General features: G+C 68.0%; 23 protein-coding genes and 1 riboswitch. Of the genes, 13 read left to right on the top strand and 10 right to left on the bottom strand.

Annotated elements, in window-relative coordinates; genetic code table 11:
* The first annotated feature begins 157 nt into the window (after positions 1 to 157).
* Positions 158 to 754 (top strand): dihydrofolate reductase family protein, encoded by a 597-nt coding sequence (locus tag ACYVN4_RS24075; RefSeq protein ID WP_460724254.1) that lies wholly within the window; start codon positions 158 to 160, stop codon positions 752 to 754.
* A 113-nt stretch (positions 755 to 867) separates the two neighbouring features.
* On the top strand, positions 868 to 1866 hold the full coding sequence (locus ACYVN4_RS24070; RefSeq protein WP_460724253.1) for a S1C family serine protease: 999 nt from the start codon (positions 868 to 870) through the stop codon (positions 1864 to 1866).
* 29 nt (positions 1867 to 1895) lie between these two features.
* Here the strand turns inward: ACYVN4_RS24070 and ACYVN4_RS24065 are convergent, their stop codons facing one another.
* Positions 1896 to 2165, bottom strand: a complete 270-nt coding sequence (locus tag ACYVN4_RS24065; RefSeq protein WP_460724252.1) for a helix-turn-helix domain-containing protein — start codon at positions 2163 to 2165, stop codon at positions 1896 to 1898.
* An 80-nt stretch (positions 2166 to 2245) separates the two neighbouring features.
* On the opposite strand from ACYVN4_RS24065, the gene map reads away from it, so the two are divergent.
* The 3 genes from map to ACYVN4_RS24050 all read left to right on the top strand — a co-directional run bounded on the left by map (position 2246) and on the right by ACYVN4_RS24050 (position 4826).
* Positions 2246 to 3013: a type I methionyl aminopeptidase gene (gene map, locus ACYVN4_RS24060; protein ID WP_460724251.1), complete on the top strand. Its 768-nt coding sequence runs from the start codon at positions 2246 to 2248 to the stop codon at positions 3011 to 3013.
* A gap of 282 nt (positions 3014 to 3295) precedes the next feature.
* On the top strand, positions 3296 to 4000 hold the full coding sequence (locus ACYVN4_RS24055) for a hypothetical protein (RefSeq protein WP_460724250.1): 705 nt from the start codon (positions 3296 to 3298) through the stop codon (positions 3998 to 4000).
* A gap of 163 nt (positions 4001 to 4163) precedes the next feature.
* On the top strand, positions 4164 to 4826 hold the full coding sequence (locus ACYVN4_RS24050) for a TetR family transcriptional regulator (RefSeq protein ID WP_460724249.1): 663 nt from the start codon (positions 4164 to 4166) through the stop codon (positions 4824 to 4826).
* Between the two features lie 215 nt (positions 4827 to 5041).
* Here the strand turns inward: ACYVN4_RS24050 and ACYVN4_RS24045 are convergent, their stop codons facing one another.
* From ACYVN4_RS24045 to ACYVN4_RS24030, 4 genes are all read right to left on the bottom strand, one after another.
* Positions 5042 to 5740 carry a response regulator gene (locus ACYVN4_RS24045; protein WP_460724248.1) on the bottom strand — a complete coding sequence of 233 codons (699 nt, stop codon included), beginning with the start codon at positions 5738 to 5740 and terminating at the stop codon, positions 5042 to 5044.
* A gap of 22 nt (positions 5741 to 5762) precedes the next feature.
* Complete coding sequence (locus tag ACYVN4_RS24040) at positions 5763 to 7811, bottom strand: sensor histidine kinase (RefSeq protein ID WP_460724247.1); 2049 nt, start codon at positions 7809 to 7811, stop codon at positions 5763 to 5765.
* A gap of 379 nt (positions 7812 to 8190) precedes the next feature.
* The gene (locus ACYVN4_RS24035) at positions 8191 to 8586 is read right to left on the bottom strand and encodes a hypothetical protein (RefSeq protein ID WP_460724246.1); all 396 of its coding nucleotides are present in this window, start codon (positions 8584 to 8586) and stop codon (positions 8191 to 8193) included.
* 197 nt (positions 8587 to 8783) lie between these two features.
* The gene (locus ACYVN4_RS24030; RefSeq protein ID WP_460724245.1) at positions 8784 to 9383 is read right to left on the bottom strand and encodes a VOC family protein; all 600 of its coding nucleotides are present in this window, start codon (positions 9381 to 9383) and stop codon (positions 8784 to 8786) included.
* Positions 9384 to 9497: 114 nt separating this feature from the next.
* Between ACYVN4_RS24030 and ACYVN4_RS24025 the strand changes: the two genes are divergently transcribed.
* A complete protein-coding gene (locus ACYVN4_RS24025; RefSeq protein ID WP_460724244.1) occupies positions 9498 to 9878 on the top strand; it encodes a PPOX class F420-dependent oxidoreductase in 381 nt (126 codons plus the stop codon).
* 72 nt (positions 9879 to 9950) lie between these two features.
* Here ACYVN4_RS24025 and ACYVN4_RS24020 read toward each other — a convergent pair whose 3' ends face one another.
* Positions 9951 to 10490 carry a hypothetical protein gene (locus tag ACYVN4_RS24020; protein ID WP_460724243.1) on the bottom strand — a complete coding sequence of 180 codons (540 nt, stop codon included), beginning with the start codon at positions 10488 to 10490 and terminating at the stop codon, positions 9951 to 9953.
* A gap of 319 nt (positions 10491 to 10809) precedes the next feature.
* Complete coding sequence (cobN, locus tag ACYVN4_RS24015) at positions 10810 to 14445, bottom strand: cobaltochelatase subunit CobN (RefSeq protein WP_460724242.1); 3636 nt, start codon at positions 14443 to 14445, stop codon at positions 10810 to 10812.
* A gap of 45 nt (positions 14446 to 14490) precedes the next feature.
* Positions 14491 to 14560, bottom strand: a riboswitch (adenosylcobalamin-variant (AdoCbl-variant) riboswitch).
* A 229-nt stretch (positions 14561 to 14789) separates the two neighbouring features.
* Here cobN and ACYVN4_RS24010 point away from each other — a divergent pair.
* From ACYVN4_RS24010 to ACYVN4_RS24000, 3 genes are all read left to right on the top strand, one after another.
* Complete coding sequence (locus ACYVN4_RS24010) at positions 14790 to 15020, top strand: hypothetical protein (protein WP_460724241.1); 231 nt, start codon at positions 14790 to 14792, stop codon at positions 15018 to 15020.
* 230 nt (positions 15021 to 15250) lie between these two features.
* Entirely contained in the window at positions 15251 to 16450 is a 1200-nt protein-coding gene (gene cobG, locus ACYVN4_RS24005) for a precorrin-3B synthase (protein WP_460724240.1), read from the top strand.
* Positions 16451 to 16575: 125 nt separating this feature from the next.
* Entirely contained in the window at positions 16576 to 17127 is a 552-nt protein-coding gene (locus ACYVN4_RS24000) for a hypothetical protein (protein ID WP_460724239.1), read from the top strand.
* Here ACYVN4_RS24000 and ddaH read toward each other — a convergent pair.
* Complete coding sequence (gene ddaH / locus ACYVN4_RS23995; protein WP_460724238.1) at positions 17096 to 17968, bottom strand: dimethylargininase; 873 nt, start codon at positions 17966 to 17968, stop codon at positions 17096 to 17098. The two genes, ACYVN4_RS24000 and ddaH, sit on opposite strands and share 32 nt — an antisense overlap.
* A gap of 156 nt (positions 17969 to 18124) precedes the next feature.
* Between ddaH and ACYVN4_RS23990 the strand changes: the two genes are divergently transcribed.
* From ACYVN4_RS23990 to ACYVN4_RS23975, 4 genes are all read left to right on the top strand, one after another.
* Positions 18125 to 18562 carry an Lrp/AsnC family transcriptional regulator gene (locus ACYVN4_RS23990; protein WP_460724237.1) on the top strand — a complete coding sequence of 146 codons (438 nt, stop codon included), beginning with the start codon at positions 18125 to 18127 and terminating at the stop codon, positions 18560 to 18562.
* Between the two features lie 138 nt (positions 18563 to 18700).
* Positions 18701 to 19336, top strand: a complete 636-nt coding sequence (locus ACYVN4_RS23985) for a precorrin-8X methylmutase (RefSeq protein ID WP_460724236.1) — start codon at positions 18701 to 18703, stop codon at positions 19334 to 19336.
* Positions 19333 to 20970, top strand: a complete 1638-nt coding sequence (gene cobJ / locus ACYVN4_RS23980; protein WP_460724235.1) for a precorrin-3B C(17)-methyltransferase — start codon at positions 19333 to 19335, stop codon at positions 20968 to 20970. Before ACYVN4_RS23985 ends, cobJ begins: the two co-directional genes overlap by 4 nt.
* Positions 20971 to 21002: 32 nt before the next feature.
* On the top strand, positions 21003 to 21551 hold the full coding sequence (locus ACYVN4_RS23975; protein ID WP_460724234.1) for a PadR family transcriptional regulator: 549 nt from the start codon (positions 21003 to 21005) through the stop codon (positions 21549 to 21551).
* A gap of 1 nt (position 21552) precedes the next feature.
* On the opposite strand, the gene ACYVN4_RS23970 is transcribed toward ACYVN4_RS23975, so the two are convergent.
* Together ACYVN4_RS23970 and ACYVN4_RS23965 are read right to left on the bottom strand one after the other, a co-directional pair.
* Complete coding sequence (locus ACYVN4_RS23970; protein WP_460724666.1) at positions 21553 to 22287, bottom strand: cobalt-precorrin-6A reductase; 735 nt, start codon at positions 22285 to 22287, stop codon at positions 21553 to 21555.
* Positions 22284 to 22874 (bottom strand): hypothetical protein, encoded by a 591-nt coding sequence (locus ACYVN4_RS23965; protein ID WP_460724233.1) that lies wholly within the window; start codon positions 22872 to 22874, stop codon positions 22284 to 22286. Before ACYVN4_RS23965 ends, ACYVN4_RS23970 begins: the two co-directional genes overlap by 4 nt.
* Positions 22875 to 22989 lie beyond the last annotated feature (115 nt).

Genomic DNA, 22989 nt, shown 5'->3' with positions numbered 1-22989 from the left:
CCCCGCGCTCGCGGGTTTCGGGCGTGAAAGCCTTCCGCGCCATGGTTTCCCGAAAAATCGATCGGACATCTACGAAGATTTGCCGATATCGACTCCGACTACACAGCAGAGACGGCGAATACGGCCGCTCCACCCCACACCTGAAGGAGTTACGGCCATGAGCAAGGTAGTCACCGGCGCGAACATGTCCCTCGACGGATTCATCGCAGGCCCCGGCGAAACCGGATTCGAGCACCTGTTCGCCTGGTATCAGGGCGGCGATGTCCCCATCCCCAGCACCCATCCCGAAATCCCGTTCAACCTGACCCCCGACGACGCGGCCTACCTGAGCGCCTGGCTCGACAGCGTCGGCGTCTACATCGTCGGCAAGCGACTGTTCACGCTCACCAACGGCTGGGGTGGCATCCACCCGGCCGACAAGCCGATCGTGGTGGTCACCCACACCGTGCCCGAGCAGTGGATCGCCGAGCACCCCGATGCCCCGTTCACCTTCGTCACCGGTGGTGTGAAGGAGGCCGTCGATGTCGCGCGCGGGATCGCGGGCGAGAAGATGGTCGGCGTCAGCGGCGGCGATATCGCCCGTCAATGCCTGGATGAGGGCCTGCTGGACGAGATCTGGGTCGATCTGGTGCCGGTGCTGCTCGGCGGCGGCGTGCCGCTGCTGGGTGAGCTCGCCAACGCACCGGTGTTGCTCGAGGACCCGGAGATCGTCGCGGGCTCCCGCGTCACCCACCTCAAGTACCGGCTGCGCTGAACCCGCCCGGACCGAACCTGGTTGCGCTGTCGGCGAACCGGTTGTCGCGCGGTCCATGCGCGCGCATCCTGGAGTCCTAGCAACGTAATCATGTAATCGGGATGGTGGTCGTCATGGACGACGAAGCTGCCCTCTCGTCGAGAGACGAGAACGCTAACTCCGCCGAGCCGGTCGCGCAGCCCGGCTTCGGCACGCCGGACGCCGCCGCGCTGGACTCCTACTCGCGCACCGTGATCGCGGTCGCGAAATCGGTGACCCCGCACGTGGCCAGCGTGCAGACCCGCCGCGGCGGCGGCTCGGCCGTGGTCTTCACCAACGACGGTTTCCTGCTCACCAACGCGCACGTGGTGGGCGAATCCACGAGCGGGACCGTGGTGTTCGCCGACGGACTGGAATCGAAATTCGATGTGGTGGGCGTGGATCCGCTCTCGGATCTGGCCGTGCTGCGGGCCCGCGGCACCGCGCCACCGACGGTCGAACTCGGCGATGCCGACCGCCTGGTGGTCGGCCAGCTGGTGGTCGCCATCGGCTCTCCCCTGGGACTGGCCGGATCGGTGACCGCCGGCGTGGTCAGCGCGCTGGGCCGCTCGGTGCCGGTGGGCAATCGCCGCACCTCCCGCGTCATCGAGGACGTGATCCAGACCGACGCCGCCCTCAACCCCGGCAATTCCGGTGGGGCGCTCGCGGATTCGGCCGGACGGGTGGTCGGGATCAATACCGCGGTCGCCGGAATCGGGCTGGGCCTGGCGATTCCGATCAATGTCACCACCCGGCGCATCATCAGCACCCTGCTCAACGAGGGCCGGGTGCGGCGCGCCTACCTGGGCGTGGTCGGCGTGCCCGCGCCGCTGCCGACCGCGGTGGCCGCTCGCACCGGACAGGACGCAGGACTGCGCATCGTCGAGGTAGTGCGCGGCGGTCCGGCCGAACGTGCCGGACTACGGCGCGGCGATCTGGTGCTCAGCATCTCCGACACCGAGATCCGCGACGCGCAGGGCATTCAGCGGCAGCTGTTCGCCGAGGCCATCGGCCGTTCGCTGCCGGTGACGGTATTGCGCAACGGCGCGATGGTGGATGTGATCGCGGTGCCGATCGAGCTCACGATGGACTGACGCCATCACGACGCCGAGCGTTCGGCGGGTCAGGAGGCCGAGCGGTGCTCGGTGGCGCCGGGCTGCCAGATGTCGGCGAGCTCGTCGAGGGGGATGTCGAGAGCGCGGCTGAGCGCCACCACGGTCCCGAAGGCCGGAGTCGGCAACCGACCGGATTCGATCTTGCGCAGCGTTTCGGGCGAAATGCCCGCTGCGGCAGCCACTTCCAGCAGATCCCGCTGCGCGCGAGCGGCACGCAACGCCGCACCCAGGCGGCGGCCCGCCTCGAGCTGGGCGGGCGTGAGGGGCAGTCGAACCATGACCGCCACCCTACGACTGGTATTTAAATACCGCAACCCGCTATGGTCGGTATAAAAATACCAATCTACGGAGGTTTGACATGGTCGAGCTCAAGAGCCCGGCGGAAGTCCAGCGCATGGCGGTGACCGGCCGCTTCGTCGCCGAGGTGCTGAGCGAACTGCGCGAGAAGGCCCAGATCGGAGTGAATCTGCTGGAGTTGGAAGCGATCGTGCGCGAACGCATCCGCGAGCGCGGCGCGGTCTCCTGCTACTGGGACTACTCCCCCTCCTTCGGACGCGGACCGTTCCGCAACACCGTCTGCCTGTCGGTGAACGACGCTGTGCTGCACGGACTCCCGTTCGACTACGCACTGCGCGACGGCGATGTCCTGACCATGGATCTGGCCGTGAGCATCGACGGCTGGGTCGCCGACTCGGCGGTCACCGTCATCGTCGGCACCCCCGATCCCGAGGACGCGCGCCTGGTCCGCGCCACCGAGGATGCTCTCGCGGCGGCCATCGCTGTAGCCCTGCCCGGCAACACGATCGGCGATCTCTCGGCCGCCATCGCCGCGGTCGCGCACACGGGCGGGTACCCGATCAACACCGAGTTCGGCGGTCACGGCCTGGGCCGCACCATGCACGAGGACCCGCACATCCCCAATCAAGGCCGAGCCGGGCGCGGTTTCCGACTGCGGCCGGGCCTGACCATCGCCATCGAACCCTGGTTCGCCCGCGGCACCGACCGCATCGTGACCGACCCCGACGGATGGACCTTGCGCGCGGCCGACGGCTCGCGCACCGCCCATTCCGAGCACACCGTCGCCATCACCGACGCCGAGCCGCTGGTCCTGACCCGGGCCTCCTGATCGGCGGATCCCGCCGCCGCGTTCTCCCGGACCCCGGCGACTGCCACGGTTCCGGCTCTCGAGCGCTCTGTGCGCTGTTCTCTCGTCATCGATTCCTTCGGTGAGCGGGCGCTTAGCAATGTGGGCTTGACCACACCGCTGTGATCCAGCTAACGTCTCGCCGCGAACTAAGCGCCCGCTTAGTTTACCTGTGACCGGAGCCACGTCCATCCCCGACGGAATTCCGGCTCGGCTCTGCTGTCCACCTGGTCCGGCCAGGTGCCTGCTCGTGAAGGAACGCTGATGAGGAAGATCGCCGCCACCTCCGCCCTGCTGATCGGCTCCGCCGTGCTCGGCTGCGGCACCGCCCACGCCGCCCCCGCCACCGACGCGGCGCCCGTGCACTTCACCGCCGGGGCGACCGAGGACGGCAAGGCCGTGATCCGCACCGACGCGGGCTCGATGCGCGTCGACAATGGCGTCTTCAAGATCGAGGGCGCGGACGGCAGCCTGCTGGCCGGCACCCAGTTGTCCTTCCGCGTGGACGATTTCGTCTTCCCGATCGCCGCGGACATCGCCGACCACACCGCCACCCTGACCCCGCAGTTCGATGTCGCGCACGCGGTCTACCAGCCGGTGGCCCAACCCGTCGCCCTTGACGACGGCGCCCAGCGCGAGGCGCTGGCCTGGCAGCGGCTGACCAGCACCATCCTCACCGGCGGCGCGCTGGGCACCGCGACCGGCGCGGTCGGCGGCGCGGCCATCGGCTGCCTGGCGGGCGGCATCATCGCCGGCGGCGGCGCGACCCTGGCCACCGGCATCATCGGCGGCATCTTCTCGTTCCTGCCCGCGGCCGCGGTCGGCTGCCTCGCGGGCGCCGCGGCCATGTCCGCGCTGGGCACCGTCGGTGGCGCGCTGCTGGTGACCATTCCGGTTGCGATCGGCGCGGCGATCCAGTACTACTCCACGATCAACGCGCCGCTGCCCCCGGCCAAGCCCGCCAACTGACCCGGACCCGCGCCGGATCCACCGCGCCAACTGCGGATCCGGCGCTTCCCGCGCCGGCCGGGCGTCCCTCGCGCCCGGCCGGTGGCAGGCAGGTGTGCGGCCGGTGGCCGGGAAAAGATCAGCCGGTGGCCGGATGAAATACTCACTGGGAGATACTCATTCGATGGGTAACGACGACGTAGCGCCGAACGCCGAAAGCGGCAGCCGCGACACCGCCGCGGTGGCGCATCTCGAGCTGTCCCAGCGCCGCTTCCCCGAAGGCCAGCGCCGGATCTTCCTCGCCGCCATCGACGCCTTCTCCGAGCGCGGCTTCCACGCCACCACCACCCGCGATATCGCGGCCCGCGCGGGCCTGAGCCCCGCCGGGCTGTATGTGCACTTCGGCTCCAAAGAGGAAGTGCTGTACCGCATCTCACTGTCGTCGATGCGCCTGACCCATCAGGTGGCCACCGCCGCGGCCGCCGGTTCCGGCAGTGCCGCCGAGCACCTGACCGCCGTGGTGCGCGACCTCACGGTGTGGCACGCCGAGCACGCGGCCTCGGTGAAGGTGGTGCTGCATCACCTCACCGACCTCACCCCCGAGCACCGCAACGAGGTCATCGAACTCCAGATCGCCATCCACCGTCTGGTCCGCGACCTGGTCGCCCAGGGCGTCGCCGACGGCGTCTTCGATGTCACCGACTCCCACGCCACCACCCTCGCCCTGATGTCGCTGTGCGTGGACACCTCCCGCTGGTATCAGCCGGACTACCGCCGCTCCCCCGACCAGATCGGCGCGGACTACGCCGTCCTCGCCCTGCGCATGGTCGGCGCGAACCAGCTCTGACCCCGCTGAATCCCGGGCGCACCCCGCGGGACCTGGATAGCATCGCCCTATAACCAACGGTCACTACAGGAATTCGCGCGACTGGTCGACGAGAACACCGATCTGACGGCGATCGTCACCGACCAAGCCGCGGTCATCATCAAGCTCCGCACCGAGCTGGGCATGTGATCGACCTCCGCGCCCCGGCACCGGAATCGACTGCGGTGGAATCGCTTTCAGCGAGCGCAGTCTGTACTCAGGCCTGCTCGACCGCCGTCGGGGTCGCCGAGTCCTGCTTCGCGTGCTCGGAGGATGGCTTCGGCGCGGTCGTGTACCTGGAGTTTGGCGAAGATGGAGCCGGTGTGGTTGCGAACGGTTTTTTCTGTGACGCAGAGTCGTTGGGCGATGTGGCGGTAGGTGAGACCTTGCGCGATCAGCTCGAGGATTTCTCGTTCGCGTTGGGTGAGAGTGGGAAACGCAGCCCGCGCCGGCAGCGCTCCAGACCGGGTGAACAGGTTCTTGATCTGCTCGGCCATCTCGGCGCTGAAGATCGCGCCGCCTTCGGCGACCGTATGTAGTGCACGCAGTGTTTCCTCGCGCTGCGCACCTTTGAGGATGTATCCGTGTGCACCGGCGCGCAATGTTGCCAGCAGGTTGTCGCCGTCGTCGGACATGGTCATGACGAGGATCCGAAGTTGCGGGTAGATGGTCAGCAGCGCGCGGGTGGCCTCGATTCCGGACCCGTCGGGAAGCCCGAGATCCATGACCACCACGTCGGGTTGCACGCGTTGTGCCTGTGCGAGGGCCTCTTTCACGGTCGCGGCGTGGGCGACCACGATGAACGACGCATCGGTGCCGATGGCATCGGCGAGCCCGTCGCGGAAGAGCGGATGATCATCGACCAGTAAGACACGCCGAGCGGCCTGTGCACTCATCTCCGAATTCCTTTCCCGGGCTTCAGATCGTGATGGGCAGGGTGGCGTGCACGCTCATTCCCTGCGGAGTATTCCCGATGGTGCAGCCGCCGCCGATCTCCTCGGCACGGTCGACCAGGGAGGCGAGTCCGCTGCCATGCCTCGGATGGTCCGGAAGCCCTTGTCCGTCATCGCTGATACTGATGGTCAGAACCGTGGTCGCGACATCGAGACTGATTTCGATGTGGCGGGCGTCGGCATGCCGGACCGCGTTGGTGACGGCTTCCGAGACGATGCGGTAGGCAGCGACTTCGACGCCCGCCGGGAGCTCGGGAAACTCCGCCGGTGATACGTGCACTGAGATGGCCGTTGCCGCGGTGCCGAGCCGGTCGGCGAGATCGGCCACCGCGCAGGGCAGGGTGCGATCGATCAACGCGGCCGGGGCGAGGCCGGTGGTAATCCGGCGTACCTCGGCCAGGGCATCACTCAATTGGTTTGCCGCAGTGCCCAAGTGCCGCTCGGCCACGGCCGACCGTGGCGAGTCGGCCTGCGCGGTTCCGATCCGCAGTTGCACCGCGGCGAGCAACGGGCCGAGCCCGTCGTGGATTTCGCGGCGCAGATGACGACGTTCCTCCTCTCGGGCGAGAACGAGGCGTTCGCGTGCGACGCGGGCTTGTTCGGCCAGCCCGAGCGCCGCCAGGGCCGGTGCCGCTTGGTCGGCGAGCAGGGTCAGCACATCGGTGTCGCGGTCCATCGGGGTACTGGCGGGGTCGCGTGCGACGGTGAGCCTGCCGATCGTGCGCCCGTGGTAGTGCAGCGGAAAGTGTTGTGCCGGCCCGATGATCGGGGATCCGGCGGTGGCGAGCTCGTGCGAGCCGGTGGCAGTGTCGATGGTGACGGCCGCGCCCGAGAGTCCGAGATCTTCTACCGCACTGCGGCAGATCTGCTCGGGCACATCCTCGGGGCTGGGTGCCTGTCGCAGTCGTGCCGTCAGCGCTTGGACGGCCTCGCGAGGGCGAGCCCGCGGGCCGTAGAACAACCGCTCCACCCCACCGGTCGCTCGCTCGGTGACGGGTCGGGCCAGCCAACCGACCACCAGTGCGCAGCCCAGCGAAACATGTGAGGCGGCAACGGTTTCGGGCATCGGAGCCCAGGGTTGCGCAGCGGCCGTCAGCAGTATCGCACCCGTCACGGTCGCCACGAACGCTGCCGCGAGCCGGTGACCGGTGGCGCGGTCAACCCGCCACAGTTGCCCACGTATCACGGCGATGCACAGCACCGCGGCCCACGCCACCGCACCGCTTACCCGAGCAGTGAGCACCGCAGTGTCGCCGGTCCATACCTCCGACAGCAGTAGCAGGACCAGCAGCAGATACACAACGATGAGCAGGCTGCGACCTACCCACTGTCGTCGCGTCGCTGCGGTGGCCACGGCCATGCACAACCCGGCGGTGACCGCGACGGTCACCCCGCGCCGCAACCAGGTCAGGACCGTCCCCCAGTGTTCGTCCATCGCCGCGCGGACCCACTCACCGGCGCCAGATTCGGCCCAGGGGCTGGGGTACGGGTCCGCGCCCGGCGTGCCGATCGCCCACACCACCGCGTACACCAGATAACAGCAGACGGCGGCCATAATCACGCCACGCCGCCACCATCGGGGCACATCGCCGGAGAGCACGAACGGGCACAGCAACACCGTCAGCGGACGGGCGGCGGCCCCGAAGGCATGGAGCACGACCGCCGCGCCCGCCGCGATCCGCCCGCCTCCGACGAGGGAGAACATGTCGGTCAAGGCCGACGGGATCAGCCACAAACCTCCCGCGGCCATTACTACCGCGCCCAACCGGTGGGCGTAGCGGTCGGCGAGCAGCAGCGCTCCCACCGCACAGACGGGCACGCCCACCAGCACCCGAGTCACCTCGGCGATCGTGCGAGGCGGCGAATAGTGTGCGGCCAGCCACGATTGGTTCGCGACGAGCAGGATCACCAGCCACGCGATCAACATGCCCGCCACTACAGCTACTACAGCACCGGCGATTCCGACGGTCCGGTCATGCGACCGGACCGCGGTGAGATCGGACGATCCGTTCATTTCACCCAGAGCACCCAGTATCCGTCGGTCATGGAACCTGATCCGGCGCTAAGACCGGGCCCGCTGTCGAGGGCGACAGATTCCGGGCTGCAATAGGCGTCGTGGACCTCGCCATCGCCCAACAGTTCTCGCTTGCGTTGCTCGCACTTACCTTCACCGTAGTAGTGGCCATACCAGTGAAAATCTGAATCGGCTCTGGCCAACACTGTCGACCACGGGCCCGTTCCGGCGGCTATCACTGCGATCCACAGTCCAGTGATCCCGATGATTGCTCGCATCGTGCACGTACGCATACTCGCCTCCCCAATCGATGTCGAACGCTGACGAAGCACGAACCCGACCGGGGGCGGGTTGCGCCCGCCCCCGGATCGTCAATCGATCAGCCCGCGAGTGCCATGAGAATGCGGGCGATCTCTACCGCGTACTGGTGCGGGACCCCGCACCCCACCAGGAAATGAATGATCTTGTCCTGCACCCAGTTCTCGGCCCGGTCGAGGAAGTCGGCCAGTTGCTTGGAATGACGCAGAACATACTCGGCGGCTTCCTTGGAGAAGTGCCTGAGCAGCCACGCCAAAGCCTTGCCCCCGTAACGCAGCGCAAGAACGATCAGCTTCCGTTTATAGCCCTCGATCCCCGAGGGCGCGAGCGTATTAACCGCTCCGCTCAATGCACTCCGGGCCGCTTCGACCTCAGCGCTGTCCTGCCCAGCCTCTCGCACCTGCGTGACCAGATCGTCGAGGTCGTCAGCGCTGATGTCCCACCGTGGTTCGGTCATAACAGTGACTCCTGTTTCTCGAGTGCTTCGCCGGACCGCCCGGCGAAACGTGAGACCACTGTCGAACGCCCGATGACCCGGGCACATGAGTCATCCGCCTCGAGTGTGCCCGGCCCGACGCTCACGGACATCCCGGCACACTCGACCAATAGCCGCCATACGATCGAATTGGCCTGGGCCAGAGAGAATTACAGAGATTATTCCCCGGACTCTGTTGCGGTGGACGATATTTCGGCCAGCATCGCCAGTGCGCGCTCCTTGTCTTCGCCAGGCGCGCTCGCCCCGAACCGTCGCAGACCGGTCTCGAGCACCCGGATGGCGGCTTTGTCGTCGTTCTTCATCTCGCTGAGGATGCGGGCATTGTCGAGCACGCGGGCCAGGCCCTCGAGTTGCTTCGAGCCGCCGTATTCCACGTCCGATTCGTCCCGCTGGATATAGATGACGCTGTTTCCGACCGGGTCGACAACCGTGAATCGGGTTTGACCGGGCCGGAAGCGGGTGATGCGCGGCGCGCCCTTGTCCGGTACCCGGCCGTAGCGGGCGCGTAGCGCGGTCTTGAACTCGGCGTGCAGGCCCTCGACCTCGTCGAGCAGAACCAGGCAGCCGACATGAGCCTCCTCCCCGGACAGCCCCTTCGGAGTCGGCCCGAAATGCAGCTCGAATCCGTCCCGTTCGACGACTCCGTAGGTATAGGGCCGGGTCATCTCGTAGGTGACCTTGTAGCCGAGGGTCCGATAGAAGTCGAGCGTCTCGGGTAGATCGCCACCCCAGAGCACCGGAATCGAAACTGCCGCCATAGCTTCCTCCTCGCCGGTCGGGTTCGAAATCCAAGCTAGCGATCGGGAGGGGTCACGCGCCTATGGCTCGGCGCGTGATCCACGTCGCGTCCCCAGAGCGGATAGGCTGCGCACGTGGACAACACGTTCGAGCCATTGGGCAAGGCGAACTATGTACAGCTGACCACCTTCAAGAAGGACGGGACGCCGGTCGGGACGCCGGTGTGGGCGGTCCTCGACGGTGGCAAACTCTACGTCTGGACGGTCACCGACAGTTGGAAGGTCAAGCGCATCCGGCGCAATCCCGAGGTCACGGTGCAACCGTGCGACGTCCGAGGCAACACTCGTGGCGAGGTCCTGAAGGGATCGGCGCTGATCCTCGACGCTTCCGGCAGCGAGCGGGTGCGCAATCTGATCAAGCGCCGCTACGGAATTCAGGGCTGGCTGGTTCTCCTCGGCAGTAAGCTGCGGCGCGGCGACAGCGGCACCATCGGCATCGAAATCGCTCCCGCATAACAGTTTTCGGACACGACCCGGCCGCCGAACCGACGGGGACCGGTCCGGCGGCGGGCGTGCCCTTGCGCGGGTCTAGGGCTGATCCCCGGCGATAATGGCGCCCAGCAGACCGCCGACACCACAGCCGACGATTGCGCCGACGAGGAAGAACCAGATCCCGATCACGATGCCGACGATGCAGCCGATGAGCGCGCCGGCCACGATCGACCCGGCATTGGCCACATTCTGCAACGCCGCGACATCACCGTTGGGTGCAGCGATATCGGCCGGATCCGACGGCCGCACGGTCAGTTGCGTGGCGGCCGCGTTCACCTCCGGCACGACGGTGAGGGTGCGGTCGGCGGCTTGATAGGTGAGCGGTAGCGAGGCGATGACCTCACCGGAGGGCGCGATGATGTTCACCGCGGCCCCGGTGAGCTCGAAATGCCCCGCCGTGAGCGTGGTGGTGACCGCCGAGCGGTCGGGAGCCAGCGAGACGGAGTAGTCGACACCCCGATCCACCCCGGTGATTCCCGGTTGCGCGACGGCGGGTTCGCCGTGTGCGGTCACCGAGGCGACACACAGTGCGGCGACGGAAAGTAAAGCGGTAGCGGCGATCTTGGCAATTCTCATGATTTTTCCCTGCAATCGAAGAGCCGATTCACCGCAGGGTCGAGCAGGCGAATCCCGAGAGATCCGCCCGAACACTGCAACTCGAATTCGCGGACGCGAGGGCGCGGCGAATCGGGGAATTCCCACATCGAATTATCGGACCCGATAACGCCATTCGACGATCACGGGTGACCCGACGTCTCCCCGAGTACGACGCCGGGACATTCTTATGATGCTCTCAGAATCCTGAACAGGGAAGACCCAGGTGCCGGGGTTGTCCGCCTTTGTCCTGCGCGTCACCCCGACACGCCGCGCCGGCCGGTGGACCGGCCGAATTCGATTACTCCAGTTCGCCTTCGGTCTCCAGATAGACCTGCCGCAGCCGATCCAGTGTTTCAGATTCGGGCGCCTCCCAGAGTTTCCGTTCCGCCGCCTCCAGCAAACGCTCCGCAATACCGTGCAGCGCCCACGGATTCGACTGCTCCATGAACTTCCGATTGGTCTCGTCGAAAACGTAGGACTCGGCGAGCTTTTCGTACATCCAGTCCGCGACCACATTGGTGGTGGCGTCGTAGCCGAACAGATAGTCGACGGTGGCGGCCATTTCGAACGCGCCCTTGTAGCCGTGGCGGCGCATGGCCTCGAGCCAACGCGGGTTGATCACCCGCGCCCGGAACACCCGGGTGGTCTCCTCCGAGAGGGTGCGGGTGCGCACCGCGTCCGGGCGGGTGCTGTCGCCGATGTACGCCTCGGGGTTCTTGCCGGTGAGCGCGCGCACCGCGGCCACCATGCCGCCGTGGTACTGGAAATAGTCGTCGGAGTCGGCGATGTCGTGCTCGCGGGTGTCGGTGTTCTTGGCCGCCACCGCGATTCGCCGGTAGGCGGTGCGCATATCGTCGGCCGCGGGCGCGCCGTCGAGGTCGCGGCCGTAGGCGAAACCGCCCCAGGCCGTGTACACCTGCGCCAGATCGTCGTCGGTGCGCCAGCTCTTGGAGTCGATGAGCTGCAGCAGACCCGCACCGTAGGTGCCGGGCTTGGAGCCGAAAATCCTTGTGGTGGCGCGACGTTCGTCGCCGTGCTCGGCGAGGTCCGCCTGGGCGTGCGCGCGCACGTAGTTGGATTCGGCGGGCTCGTCGAGCTCGGCGACCAGGCGCACCGCATCATCGAGCAACGCGAGCACGTGCGGGAAGGCATCACGGAAGAAGCCGCTGATGCGCACGGTCACATCGATGCGCGGGCGGCCCAGCTCCTCCAGGGAGATCGCCTCGAGCCGGGTGACGCGGCGGCTGGCCTCATCCCACACCGGCCGCACACCCAGCAGCGCGAAGACTTCGGCGATATCGTCGCCGGAGGTCCGCATAGCCGAGGTGCCCCACACCGACAGGCCCACCGAGCGCGGGTACTCGCCGTGATCGACCAGGTACCGCTCCAGCAGCGAATCCGCCATGGCTTGACCGGTTTCCCACGCCAGCCGCGACGGCACCGCCTTGGGATCGACCGAGTAGAAGTTGCGCCCGGTCGGCAACACATTGATCAGCCCGCGCAGCGGCGAACCACTCGGCCCGGCCGGAATGAATCCGCCGTTGAGCGCGTGCAGGATGCGCGAGATCTCGACCCCGGTCTGCCGCAGCCGCGGCACCACCTCGGTGGCCGCGAAGCCCAGCACCCGACGCACCTCGGTCAGCGGGCCTTCAATGTCGGTGAGCCCGGCGGCCTCGGCGAGTTCCCCGCCGAGCATGGTCTCGGTGACCGCGTCGATGGAGTCGACGTCCCAGTCGACCTCCTGCATGGTCAGCACCAGCTCACGCGCCAGCTTCTCGAACGCGTCCACCCGCTCGCGCGACTCGTCCCCGGCTTCGCTGAGCCCCAATGCTTCTCGCAGACCCGGCACATTGACCTCGCCGCCCCACAACTGCCGGGCGCGCAGCATGGCCAACACCAGATCGACCTCGGCCTCCCCGGCCGGGGCCTGCCCCAGGATGTGCAGGCCGTCGCGGATCTGCACGTCCTTGATCTCGCACAGCCAGCCGTCGACGTGCAGCAGCATGTCGTCGAACACGTCCTCGTCCGGCCGCTCGGCCAGACCCAGATCGTGGTCCATCTTGGCCGCCCGCATGAGCGTCCAGATCTGCTGGCGGATGGCGGGCAGCTTAGCCGGGTCCAGCGCGGAGATATTGGCGTGCTCGTCGAGCAGCTGCTCCAGACGCGAGATGTCGCCGTAGGTTTCGGCGCGCGCCATCGGCGGGATCAGGTGATCGACCAGGGTGGCGTGGGCGCGGCGCTTGGCCTGCGTGCCCTCGCCCGGGTCGTTGACCAGGAACGGGTAGATGAGCGGCAGATCGCCCAACGCGGCATCGGTGCCACAGGAGGCCGACATGCCGAGGGTCTTGCCCGGCAGCCATTCCAGGTTGCCGTGCTTGCCCAGGTGCACGACCGCGTCGGCGGCGAAGCCCTCGGGGGCGGCCAGCCAGCGGTAGGCGGCCAGATAGTGGTGGCTCGGCGGCAGATCCGGGTCGTGGTAGATGGCGACGGGGTTCTCGCCGAATCCGCGCGGCGGCTGCACGATCAGCACTACATTGCCGAAACGCAGTGCGGCGATGACGATTTCACCCTCGGGATCGGCCGAGCGGTCCACGTAGAGCTCGCCCGGCGCCGCACCCCAGGCCTCGGTGACACCCTCGCGCAGATCCTCCGGCAGGGTGTCGAACCACTGCCGGTAGAGGCCCGCGCCGATACGAATCGGGTTGCCCTCCAACTGTTCTGCGCTCAGCCAATCCGGGTCCTGCCCACCGGCGGCGATCAGAGCGTGAATCAGCGCGTCACCGTCGCCCTGTTCGAGGCCGGGGATCTCCCCTTCCGCGCCGAGATCGTAACCGGCAGCGCGCATTTCGGTGAGCAGCCGGATCGCGCTAGCCGGGGTGTCCAGGCCGACGGCATTGCCGATGCGGGCATGCTTGGTCGGGTACGCCGACAGCACGATCGCGATCTTCTTGCGCTCGACCGGAATGTGGCGCAGTCGCGCGTACCGCACCGCGATACCCGCCACTCGCGCCGCGCGTTCGGCGTCAGGCACATAGGTCGACAGTCCGTCGGCGTCGAATTCCTTGAACGAGAACGGCACCGTGATGATGCGGCCGTCGAATTCCGGCACCGCCACCTGGGTGGCCACATCCAGCGGCGACAGGCCGTCATCATTGGCCTCCCACTGCTCCCGGCCACTGGTCAGGCAGAGTCCTTGCAGGATCGGCACATCCAGGTCCGCGAGCGCCCCCACATCCCACGCCTCGTCGTCGCCACCGGCCGACGCGGTCGCGGGCTTGGTGCCACCGGCGGCCAGCACGGTGACCACCAGCGCGTCGGCGGTCCGCAGCGCGGCGAGCAGGTCCGGCTCAGCGGTACGGAGCGAGGCGCAGTACAGCGGCAGCGCCCGCGCGCCTTTGTCCTCGATGGCCTTGCACAGCCCGTCGATGTAGCCGGTGTTCCCGGCCAGATGCTGGGCGCGGTAGTAGACGACAGCCACGGTCGGGGCGTCGTCGGCGGCTGCCCGCGAATCCCGTTCCAGTTCACCCCAGCTCGGCATCTCCACCGGCGGCTCGAACCCGTGCCCGGTCAGCAGCACCGTGTCCGACAGGAAGTTGTGCAGCTGCAGCAGGTTTCGCGGCCCGCCCGCGGCCAGGTAGTTGTGTGCGTCCGCGGCCACGCCGCCCGGCACCGTCGAGCACTCCATGAGCTCGGCATCCGGTGCGATCTCACCGCCGAGCGCGACCATCGGAATCCCGCTGGCGCGCACCGCCTCCAGGCCCGTCTCCCAGGCACGTTTGCCGCCGAGAATGCGCACGATCACCAGCTCGACGCCCTTGAGCAGCGCGGGCAGATCCTCCGGCAACAGCCGTGCGGGATTGGCGAGCCGATACTCGCCGCCGCTGGCGCGCGCGCTCAGCAGATCGGTATCGGACGTGGACAGCAGCAGAATCACAGGTGTCGGCCTTCCTCGGGTGACGCGCCCAGCACGGTATGGCGCTCGCCGGAAGGTCTGACTGTCACAGTGGCGCGACCGCACCGGAATTGCACCGGTTTCTTCCGTTCGACGAGCTCGCCGATGCTATCGCGCCCGGTGCGCGGCCCCCGCAACGCGCCCTGGTCGATACTCGCCGCGCGCTCGGATCACAGTGCGGCTAAGGCTCGTCCGAGAACATGGGAGACCGACCGGTCCGCCCGTAAGCTGCGGGTATGCCACGTACTCCAGGATGGGTCAGGCGGAATCGCTTTGCTGCCTGGTCGGGATACTTTTGCGCACTGGTTGCCTTCGCAACGCTGGCCATGGCCCTCACGGCCGCCGGCTCCGGTCACACGCAGTGGGCCATGCTCTCCGGCATCATCTGCGCCGCCACGGTCCTCTTCGGCATCACGATCATGAGCACCACCATCCACCGCGACCACGTCGAACACCACAATGTCCCCAGCCTCATGAACGACACGTGGGAAGTCTCCCCCGCCTTCGCGCGGCGACGCGGCGCCCCGAAGTCCATCGAACCCCACCAGGCCGGCTGACCCCCGGCTCATCGGATTCGCCGGACAAATCAAACGATTCACCGAACAGATTCCGGGGCTCAATGCCCCGGAATCTTTTTGTAGCCACACCGACCATTCCGGCAAATCATGCTTAGATTGCAATATCTACAGATTTGGATACTTGTGATCTACGGGGTCGCTGTACCCGTGACCTGCTGGTGCAGCCCGCGCATGCTCGACCTCAGCATCCTCCGTAGTCTGGAGGCGTCATGACGCGATCCGATCCCGATTCCTGCCCGGGCGTGCTGCGCCTGCACGAAGCAGCCGACGGTCCCCTCGCCCGCATCCGCGTACCCGGCGGCCGCCTCTCCCCCGAACAGCTGCAGTCCCTCGCCGCCGCGGCGGTCGACCTCGGCGACGGGAACATCGAACTCACCTCACGCGCAAACGTACAGCTGCGGCAGGTCCGCGACGCCGCCGCGCTGACCGACCGGCTCACCGAGGCCGGGCTGCTGCCCAGCGCCACCCACGAGCGGATCCGCAACATCATCGCCTCGCCCCTGTCCGGCCGCCTCGGTGGCTGGACCGACGTGCACCCCCTGGTCCCGGCTCTCGACGAGGGCCTGCGCGCGCATCCGCGCCTGGCCGAACTCCCCGGCCGCGTCCTGTTCACCCTCGACGACGGCCGCGGCGACGTCAGCGGCCTCGGCGGCGACATCGGCGTGCACGCCCTCGACGCGAACACCTACGCACTCCTGTTGGCAGGCAAGGACACCGGCGTGCGCGTCCCCGCCGCCGACGCGGTCGACCTCATGCTCGCCGCCGCCCACGGCTTCCTGGAACTGCGCGACGGCCAGTGGCGACTGCACGAAATCCCGGACGGCGGCACCCGCCTGACCGAACACCTCCTGACCGCCCACACCGACCTCGACGCCTCCGGCGAGCCTCTCGAAGTGGCCCCCCGCCAGGACATTCCGATCGGCTGGCTCACCCAGGACGACGACAAGGTGGCCCTCGGCGCAGGCGTCCGCCTCGGCTCCCTCCCCGCCCGCACCGCCGAATTCATCGCGGCCGTCGAACGCCCCGTCTTCCTCACCCCCTGGCGCAGCCTGGTCCTCACCGACCTCGACGACTGGACCGCCGAGCAAGTGGTCCGCGTACTCGCCCCCATGGGCCTCATCTTCGACGCCAACTCCCCCTGGCTGCTGCTCAGCGCCTGCGCAGGCATGCCCGGCTGCGCGAAATCCCTCACCGACGTCCGCGCCGATGCCGCCGAGGCAGTCGAGTCCGGCCGCGTAGTCCCCACCGGCGCACCACAATTCGCCCGCGAGGGCCTCGACGCCACGGACGTCGTCGCAGCTGGCCGCCAACATTGGTCCGGCTGCGACCGCCGCTGCGGTCGCCCCAAAGGCCACGTCACCGACGTCATCGCCACCACCGACGGCTACCGCATCGTCCCCACCGACTGAGTGTCCGGCCGCGGGCGACCACACAGATCTTGGACAGGTGCGGCGACCGCCCGGGGCGGTGCAGAGTGGATCTACCAGCGCGGTGTCATCCAACGCGGTGGCAAGTTCGGAGCCGGGAGGCGGTCATGCCGTTCGCGAAGCTCAGCGATGAGGAGATCGCGGGGATGTCCGACGAGGATCGCCGGGCGTTGATCCGCCGGTTGCAGCCGCCGCCGGAGCGCGTGTTGCCGCGACCGGAGGTGGTGAAGGTGCATCGGCGGGTGCGGTTGGCGCTCATGGTCGGCGGGTGTATCGCCTTGATCCCGTGGATCGTCTATCTCGGGTTCACGCTGCCGGATGACTATCAGGCGCGCAATTGGTCGCTGGCCTGGATCGGCTTCGACGTTGCCTTGGTGCTGATGATGGCGGCCACCGCCTATCTGGGCTGGAAGCGCCGGGTCGTGCTGATCCTTCCGGCGTTCGGCACGGGCCTGCTGCTGCTCGTGGACGCGTGGTTCGACATCGTGACCGCCGCACCCGGGGATGTGTGGGTGTCGGCGGGCACCGCCCTGCTCGGCGAGATCCCGCTGGCGCTCTTACAGATCACCGGCGGGATCCTGCTGCTGCGCTTCCTGATCTTGGCGCATCCCCTGCACGATCCTGCGGTCAGTCCGTTCCGGACCCGATTGCCGTTCTGACCCGATGCAATTCGAGCGTGCAGCACTTCACGCTGCCGCCGGATTTCAGCAGCTCCGACAGATCGATGCCGACAGGTTCGTAGCCGCGCTCGCGCAGCTGCCCGGCCAGCGCGGTGGCCTTGTCGGTGAGGAAGACGTGATAGCCGTCGCAGACGCCGTTGAGGCCCAGCACCTCCGCGTCGGCGTCGGTGGCGAGGATGGCGTCGGGGTAGAGCCGGGCGAGCAGCCGCGCACTGGGTCCGCTGAAGGCGGCCGGGTAGTAGGCGATGGTGTCGTCGAGCACCATGAGCGCGGTGTCGAGGTGATAGAAGCGGGGATCGACGAGATCCAGTGAGACGACCGGCATTCCGAAGAACTCGGCCACTTCCTCGTGCGCGCCGGGAGCGCTGCGGAACCCGGTTCCGGCCAGGATGCGTTCGCCCGCGATGGCGAAATCGCCTTCGCCCTCATTGGTTTCGCGGGCCGCCAACACCTTGGCGAAGCCTTGGGTATCCATCCAGTCGTGGTAGGCCGGACCTTCTTGTGCACGTTCGGGATTGGCGAAGCGGGCCGACAGCGCCCGGTCACCGATGACCAATCCGCCATTGGCGGCGAACACCATATCCGGCAGTCCGGCAACGGGTTCGATGACCTCGACCCGGTGCCCGTGTGCCTCATAGGCGGCGCGCAGACCGTCCCATTGCGCGAGCGCCAAGACTCGGTCGACGGGGTCGGCGGTGTTCATCCATGGATTGATGGCGTAGGTGACCTCGAAGTGTTCGGGTCGGCACATCAGATAGCGACGGGGTACGGGCTGCCGCGAAGCGGGATCGCAGGTGGGCAGTGTGGCTACGGATGTCAACGAGACTCCCTCGGAAGTGGCGCGGACCGGGCTGAACCGAAGGTATGTGGCGTACCGTTGCGCAGGAAATAGCGATTCGTTGCGTTGATCATGATCTGAGCAGCGATTTATTGCGTCAGAGCGGTGCGAGTGCACGATTGCGAAAGGAAATCGATCGTGGACGAACTCGATCGGCGGATCCTGGCCCACCTGCTGGACCATGCCCGCGCCTCCTTCCAGGAGATCGGCGCGGCGGTCGGCCTGTCCGCACCCGCGGTCAAACGCCGCGTCGACAAGATGGTGGCGGGTGGTCAGATCACCGGCTTCACCGCGGTAGTGAATCCGGCCGCCTTGGGCTGGCGCACCGAGGCCTACGTGGAAGTCTTCTACCGCGACAACATCTCTCCCGCCGAACTACGCCGCAGCCTCGAACCCATCCCCCAAGTCGTCGGCGTGTGGACGATCGCCGGGGAAGCCGACGCCCTGGTCCACGTCATGGCCACCGACATGGCCGAGATCGAGGCGACCGTCGAGCGGATCCGCAAAAACGCCCGGGTCGGGCGCACCCGCAGCAACATCGTCATGTCCCGCCTCCTGGAACGCCCCCGCACCTGACCGGAGCCCCGCGGCAGCTGACCGCATCCCCCACAGTGCCCGGCCGCGACCCATGCCGTGGCCGATCGCAACCCCTGCTGTGGCCGGGCGCACTACCCGCCCATGGCCGGTGCGACGGCGAAATCTAAGGTGGGAGCCATGTCCGACGTACGCACCAGCTACCTCACCGACGGGGCCGAGATCTATCGGCGCTCGTTCGCGACCATTCGGGCCGAGGCCGATCTGGCCCGGTTCCCGGCGGACGTGTCGCAGGTGGTGGTGCGGATGATCCACGCCTGCGGGCAGGTGGATCTGGCCGGGGACGTGGAATTCAGCACCGATGTAGTGGCGAAGGCGCGGGCCGCGCTGCGGGCGGGTGCGCCGATCCTGTGCGATGCCAACATGGTTGCCTCGGGTGTCACACGCAAGCGGCTGCCCGCCGACAACGAGGTGCTGTGCCTGCTCGCCGATCCGCGGGTGCCGGAGCTGGCGGCCCGCATCGACAACACCAGATCGGCTGCGGCGCTGGAACTCTGGCAGGACCGCCTCAACGGCGCGGTCGTCGCGATCGGTAATGCCCCGACCGCGCTGTTCCACCTGCTGGACATGCTGGACGCGGGCGCGCCCCGTCCGGCCGCGATCCTCGGCATCCCGGTCGGCTTCATCGGGGCCGCCGAATCCAAGCAGGCGCTGGCCGAATACGGCGATGTCGAGTTCCTGACCGTGCGTGGCCGGCGCGGCGGCAGCGCCATCACCGCCGCCGCCCTCAATGCGATTGCGAGCGAACAAGAATGAGCAAGCTCTGGGGTGTCGGGCTGGGTCCCGGCGATCCGGAACTGGTGACGGTCAAGGCCGCCCGCGTTATCGGCGAGGCCGATGTCATCGCCTTCCACAGTGCCCGGCACGGGCGCAGCATCTCGCGCGCCATCGCCGCCCCGTACATGCGCGCCGACCAGGTCGAAGAGCACCTGGTCTACCCGGTGACCACCGAGACCACCGACCACCCGGGCGGCTATCAGGGCGCGATCGACGAGTTCTACGAGCAGGCGGCAGCCGTGCTCGCCGAGCATCTCGCGGCGGGCCGCACCGTGGCCCTGCTCGCGGCCGGTGACCCGCTGTTCTACAGCTCCTTCATGCACATGCACCGCCGCCTGGCCGACCGCTTCGACACCGAGATCATCCCCGGCGTCACCTCGGTCAGCGCCGCCTCGGCCGCCCTGGCCACGCCCCTGGTGGAGGACAAGCAGGTCCTGACCATCCTGCCGGGAACCCTGCCGACCGAGGAGCTCACCCGCCGCCTGCGCGAAACCGACGCGGCGGCGATCATGAAGCTCGGCCGCACCTACCCCGGTGTCCGCCAAGCCCTTTCCGACTCCGGCCGCCTCGACGACGCCTTCTACGTCGAGCGCGCCAGCTCGACCCGGCAACGGGTACTGCGCGCCGCCGACGTCGACGAAGCAAGCGTCCCGTACTTCGCGATCGCCATTGTTCCGGGCCCACAGCCCGCCACGCGAATCCCGTTGACCGAGCAAGGCGCAACCACCACAGCCACCGCGAGCGAACGCAGAGCGGGGACAGCCGCCAGCGAAATCACACGTGTCGCAGCCACTCCCAGCACTGACGCGGTGGTCGGCACGGAGGCGGCCATAGCCGGTGGTGACGCGGAAACCTCCGTAGTTCCCCGGGTCGGCGAGGTCGTGGTGGTCGGCCTGGGCCCCGGCGCCGAGGGCTGGACTACGCCGGAGGTGGCGCAGGTGCTTGCCGAGGCGACCGACATCGTCGGGTACACCACCTACGTGAACCGCGTTCCGGTGCGTGCCGGGCAGCGGCGGCATGCCAGTGACAATAAGGTCGAATCCGAGCGCGCCGGAATGGCTTTGGATATGGCCAAGGCCGGGGCCAAGGTTGTCGTGGTTTCCTCCGGGGATCCCGGGGTATTCGCCATGGCAGCCGCGGTGATCGAGGAATCGGCGGACCCGCAGTGGCGCGACGTGCCGGTGCGGGTGCTGCCGGGGGTGACCGCGGCCAGCGCGGTGGCCAGCCGGATGGGTGCGCCGTTGGGGCACGATTTCGCCATGATCTCGCTGTCGGATCGGCTCAAGCCGTGGGAGACGGTGGCGCAACGGATTTCGGCGGTGGCGTCGGCGGATATGGCGTTCGCCGTCTACAACCCGGCGTCCTCGCAGCGGCAGTGGCAGGTGGCGGCGATGCGCGATCTGGTGCTCGAGCATCGCAAGGCGGAGACGCCGGTGGTGATCGGCCGCGATGTGGGCGGGCCGACCGAGTCGGTGCGGGTGGTGACGCTCGGTGAGTTGGATCCGGCCGAGGTGGATATGCGCACGCTGCTGATCGTCGGCGCGTCCACCACCACGGTGTTCGACGCGGCCGGTGGACCCCGGGTGTTCACATCGCGCCGATACGGTGACTAATATTCCACAGTAGAACGTAGCTGGAAGGGGTAGTGGTGCCAGAAGACAAAGCTCGACGGCCGCTCAACTCGACGGCAGCGTCCCTACTCGGCTTCCTACACCGGGGCGAAATGTCCGGGTGGGACCTGGTAGCGCAGGCCCAGGACCGCATCGGCGACTTCTGGACCATCACCCAGAGCCAGGTCTACCGGGAGCTGGCCACCATGCACCAACTCGGCCTGGTCGAGAAAGGCGAGTCCGGCGCGCGCGACCGCACCCCCTACCGCATCACCGAGGACGGCCGGGAGGCGTTCGCGGAGTGGATCGCCCGCGACCCGGGCGCGGAAACCATCCGCGTGCCACTGCTGCTGACGTTGTCCTTCGGCGAATTCGTCGACCCGCGCCGGCTCGAGCGCATAGTCGCGGCCAACCGCGGCGTCCACGAACAACGCCTCTCGGGCTACCTCTCCGGGCAGGACGAACAACGCATGTCCCCGTTCGAGCGCGCCACCCTGGACTTCGGCATCCGCTACGAGCGCGCCGTGCTGGACTGGTTCGACCGCCTCCCCGAACTCCTGGACCGCACCAGCCGCCTGTCCTGAGCTAGCGCCGGGAGCGCAGCCAATCCCAGGCCGCCGCAACGGTTTCCACCTGCTCGGCACCGCCGGGCAGCGCTGGCCGGTCGATCATGACGACCGGCAGGCCGAGCCCCCGCGCCGCGGTGAGCTTGGCCTCGGTGAGCGCTCCCCCACTGTCCTTGGTCACCACGACATCGATGCGCCGCTCCCGCAGTAGCACGGTCTCGTCGGCGACGCTGAAAGGCCCACGCGCGAGCAACAATTCATGCCGCTTGGGCAGCGCACCCTCGGGCGGATCGATCGCCCGGATCAGGAACCACGCATCGGACTCCGCGAACGCCGCCACCCCCTGACGACCGATCGTCAGGAAGACGTGATCCCCCAGCCCCGCAAGGGCCTCCGCAGCCCCCGCCAGATCCGACACCCGGATCCACCGATCCCCGTCGCGCTCGTGCCACCCCGGCCGCCGCACATGCAGCACCGGCAACCCCAGACTCGCCGCGGCCGCTGCCGCATTCGCGGTAATCCCCCCGGCGAACGGGTGCGTGGCATCCACAACCGCCTCGATCGCGTTGCCCACCAGCCACTCCCGCAGCCCGTCGACTCCCCCGAATCCCCCCACCCGCACTTCCCCGACCGGCAGCACGGGTTCGCGTACGCGCCCGGCGAGCGAGGACACGATCTCGAATCCCCGCTCCCCGGAAGCGATATCGGCGAGTTTCCGAGCTTCCCGGGTCCCGCCGAGAATCAGCGTTTTCAGGGCTGCCCCGTGAGGACCGCCGAACCCGAATCGATCAGCGGCTGCCCGCCCACGACCAGCAGTCCGATAATCGCGCCCGGCAGCGCGCCGATGCCGACGAAGATCAATCCGATGAGCCCGCCGATCAATCCGCCGATCGCCGCCTGCTGCAATTCGGACATGAACCAGTCCCAAGAGGCGCTGATGTCCTTGGCGGACATCACCGGCGCGGCGGCCGAGGTCAACGTCAACTGCCGCCCGTCCTGGTCGATGGCCGCCGCCAGGTCGATCGACTTGCCCGCCACCACACTGGACAGATTGACGCGCGTGAGTTCCGCACCGTCCTGGTTCCGCAGCGCCACCGACTTGCCATCGGCGCTCACACTGAACTGTCCGCCGGTCACCTGCGTAATGATGCCATTCCCGGCCTGCGCCAGCGTCACCACATAGTCGACACCCTGCTGCGTGCCCTTGATCGGCTGCACGCCCTGCTGGTCCTGCACCGCGGAAGCCGGATCCGCCGTCGGTGCCGCGTACCCGGTCCCCGCCGCGATCCCGGTCGCCGCCGCCGCGATGAATGCCGTCGCCACAAACTTCGTGTACTTCATGAATCTCCCAATAGCGCTCGAGCCGAACCCGACAACTCTCGGATTCCAGCAGGTCACCCTACCGTTGACGCAACGATGTTTCAGTCTGAATGACTCACTGGCGCCACCGATTCCA

Source organism: Nocardia heshunensis (assembly GCF_054782115.1).
Note: the sequence above shows the minus strand (reverse complement) of the source record. Positions and strands in the feature narration are given on the sequence as shown.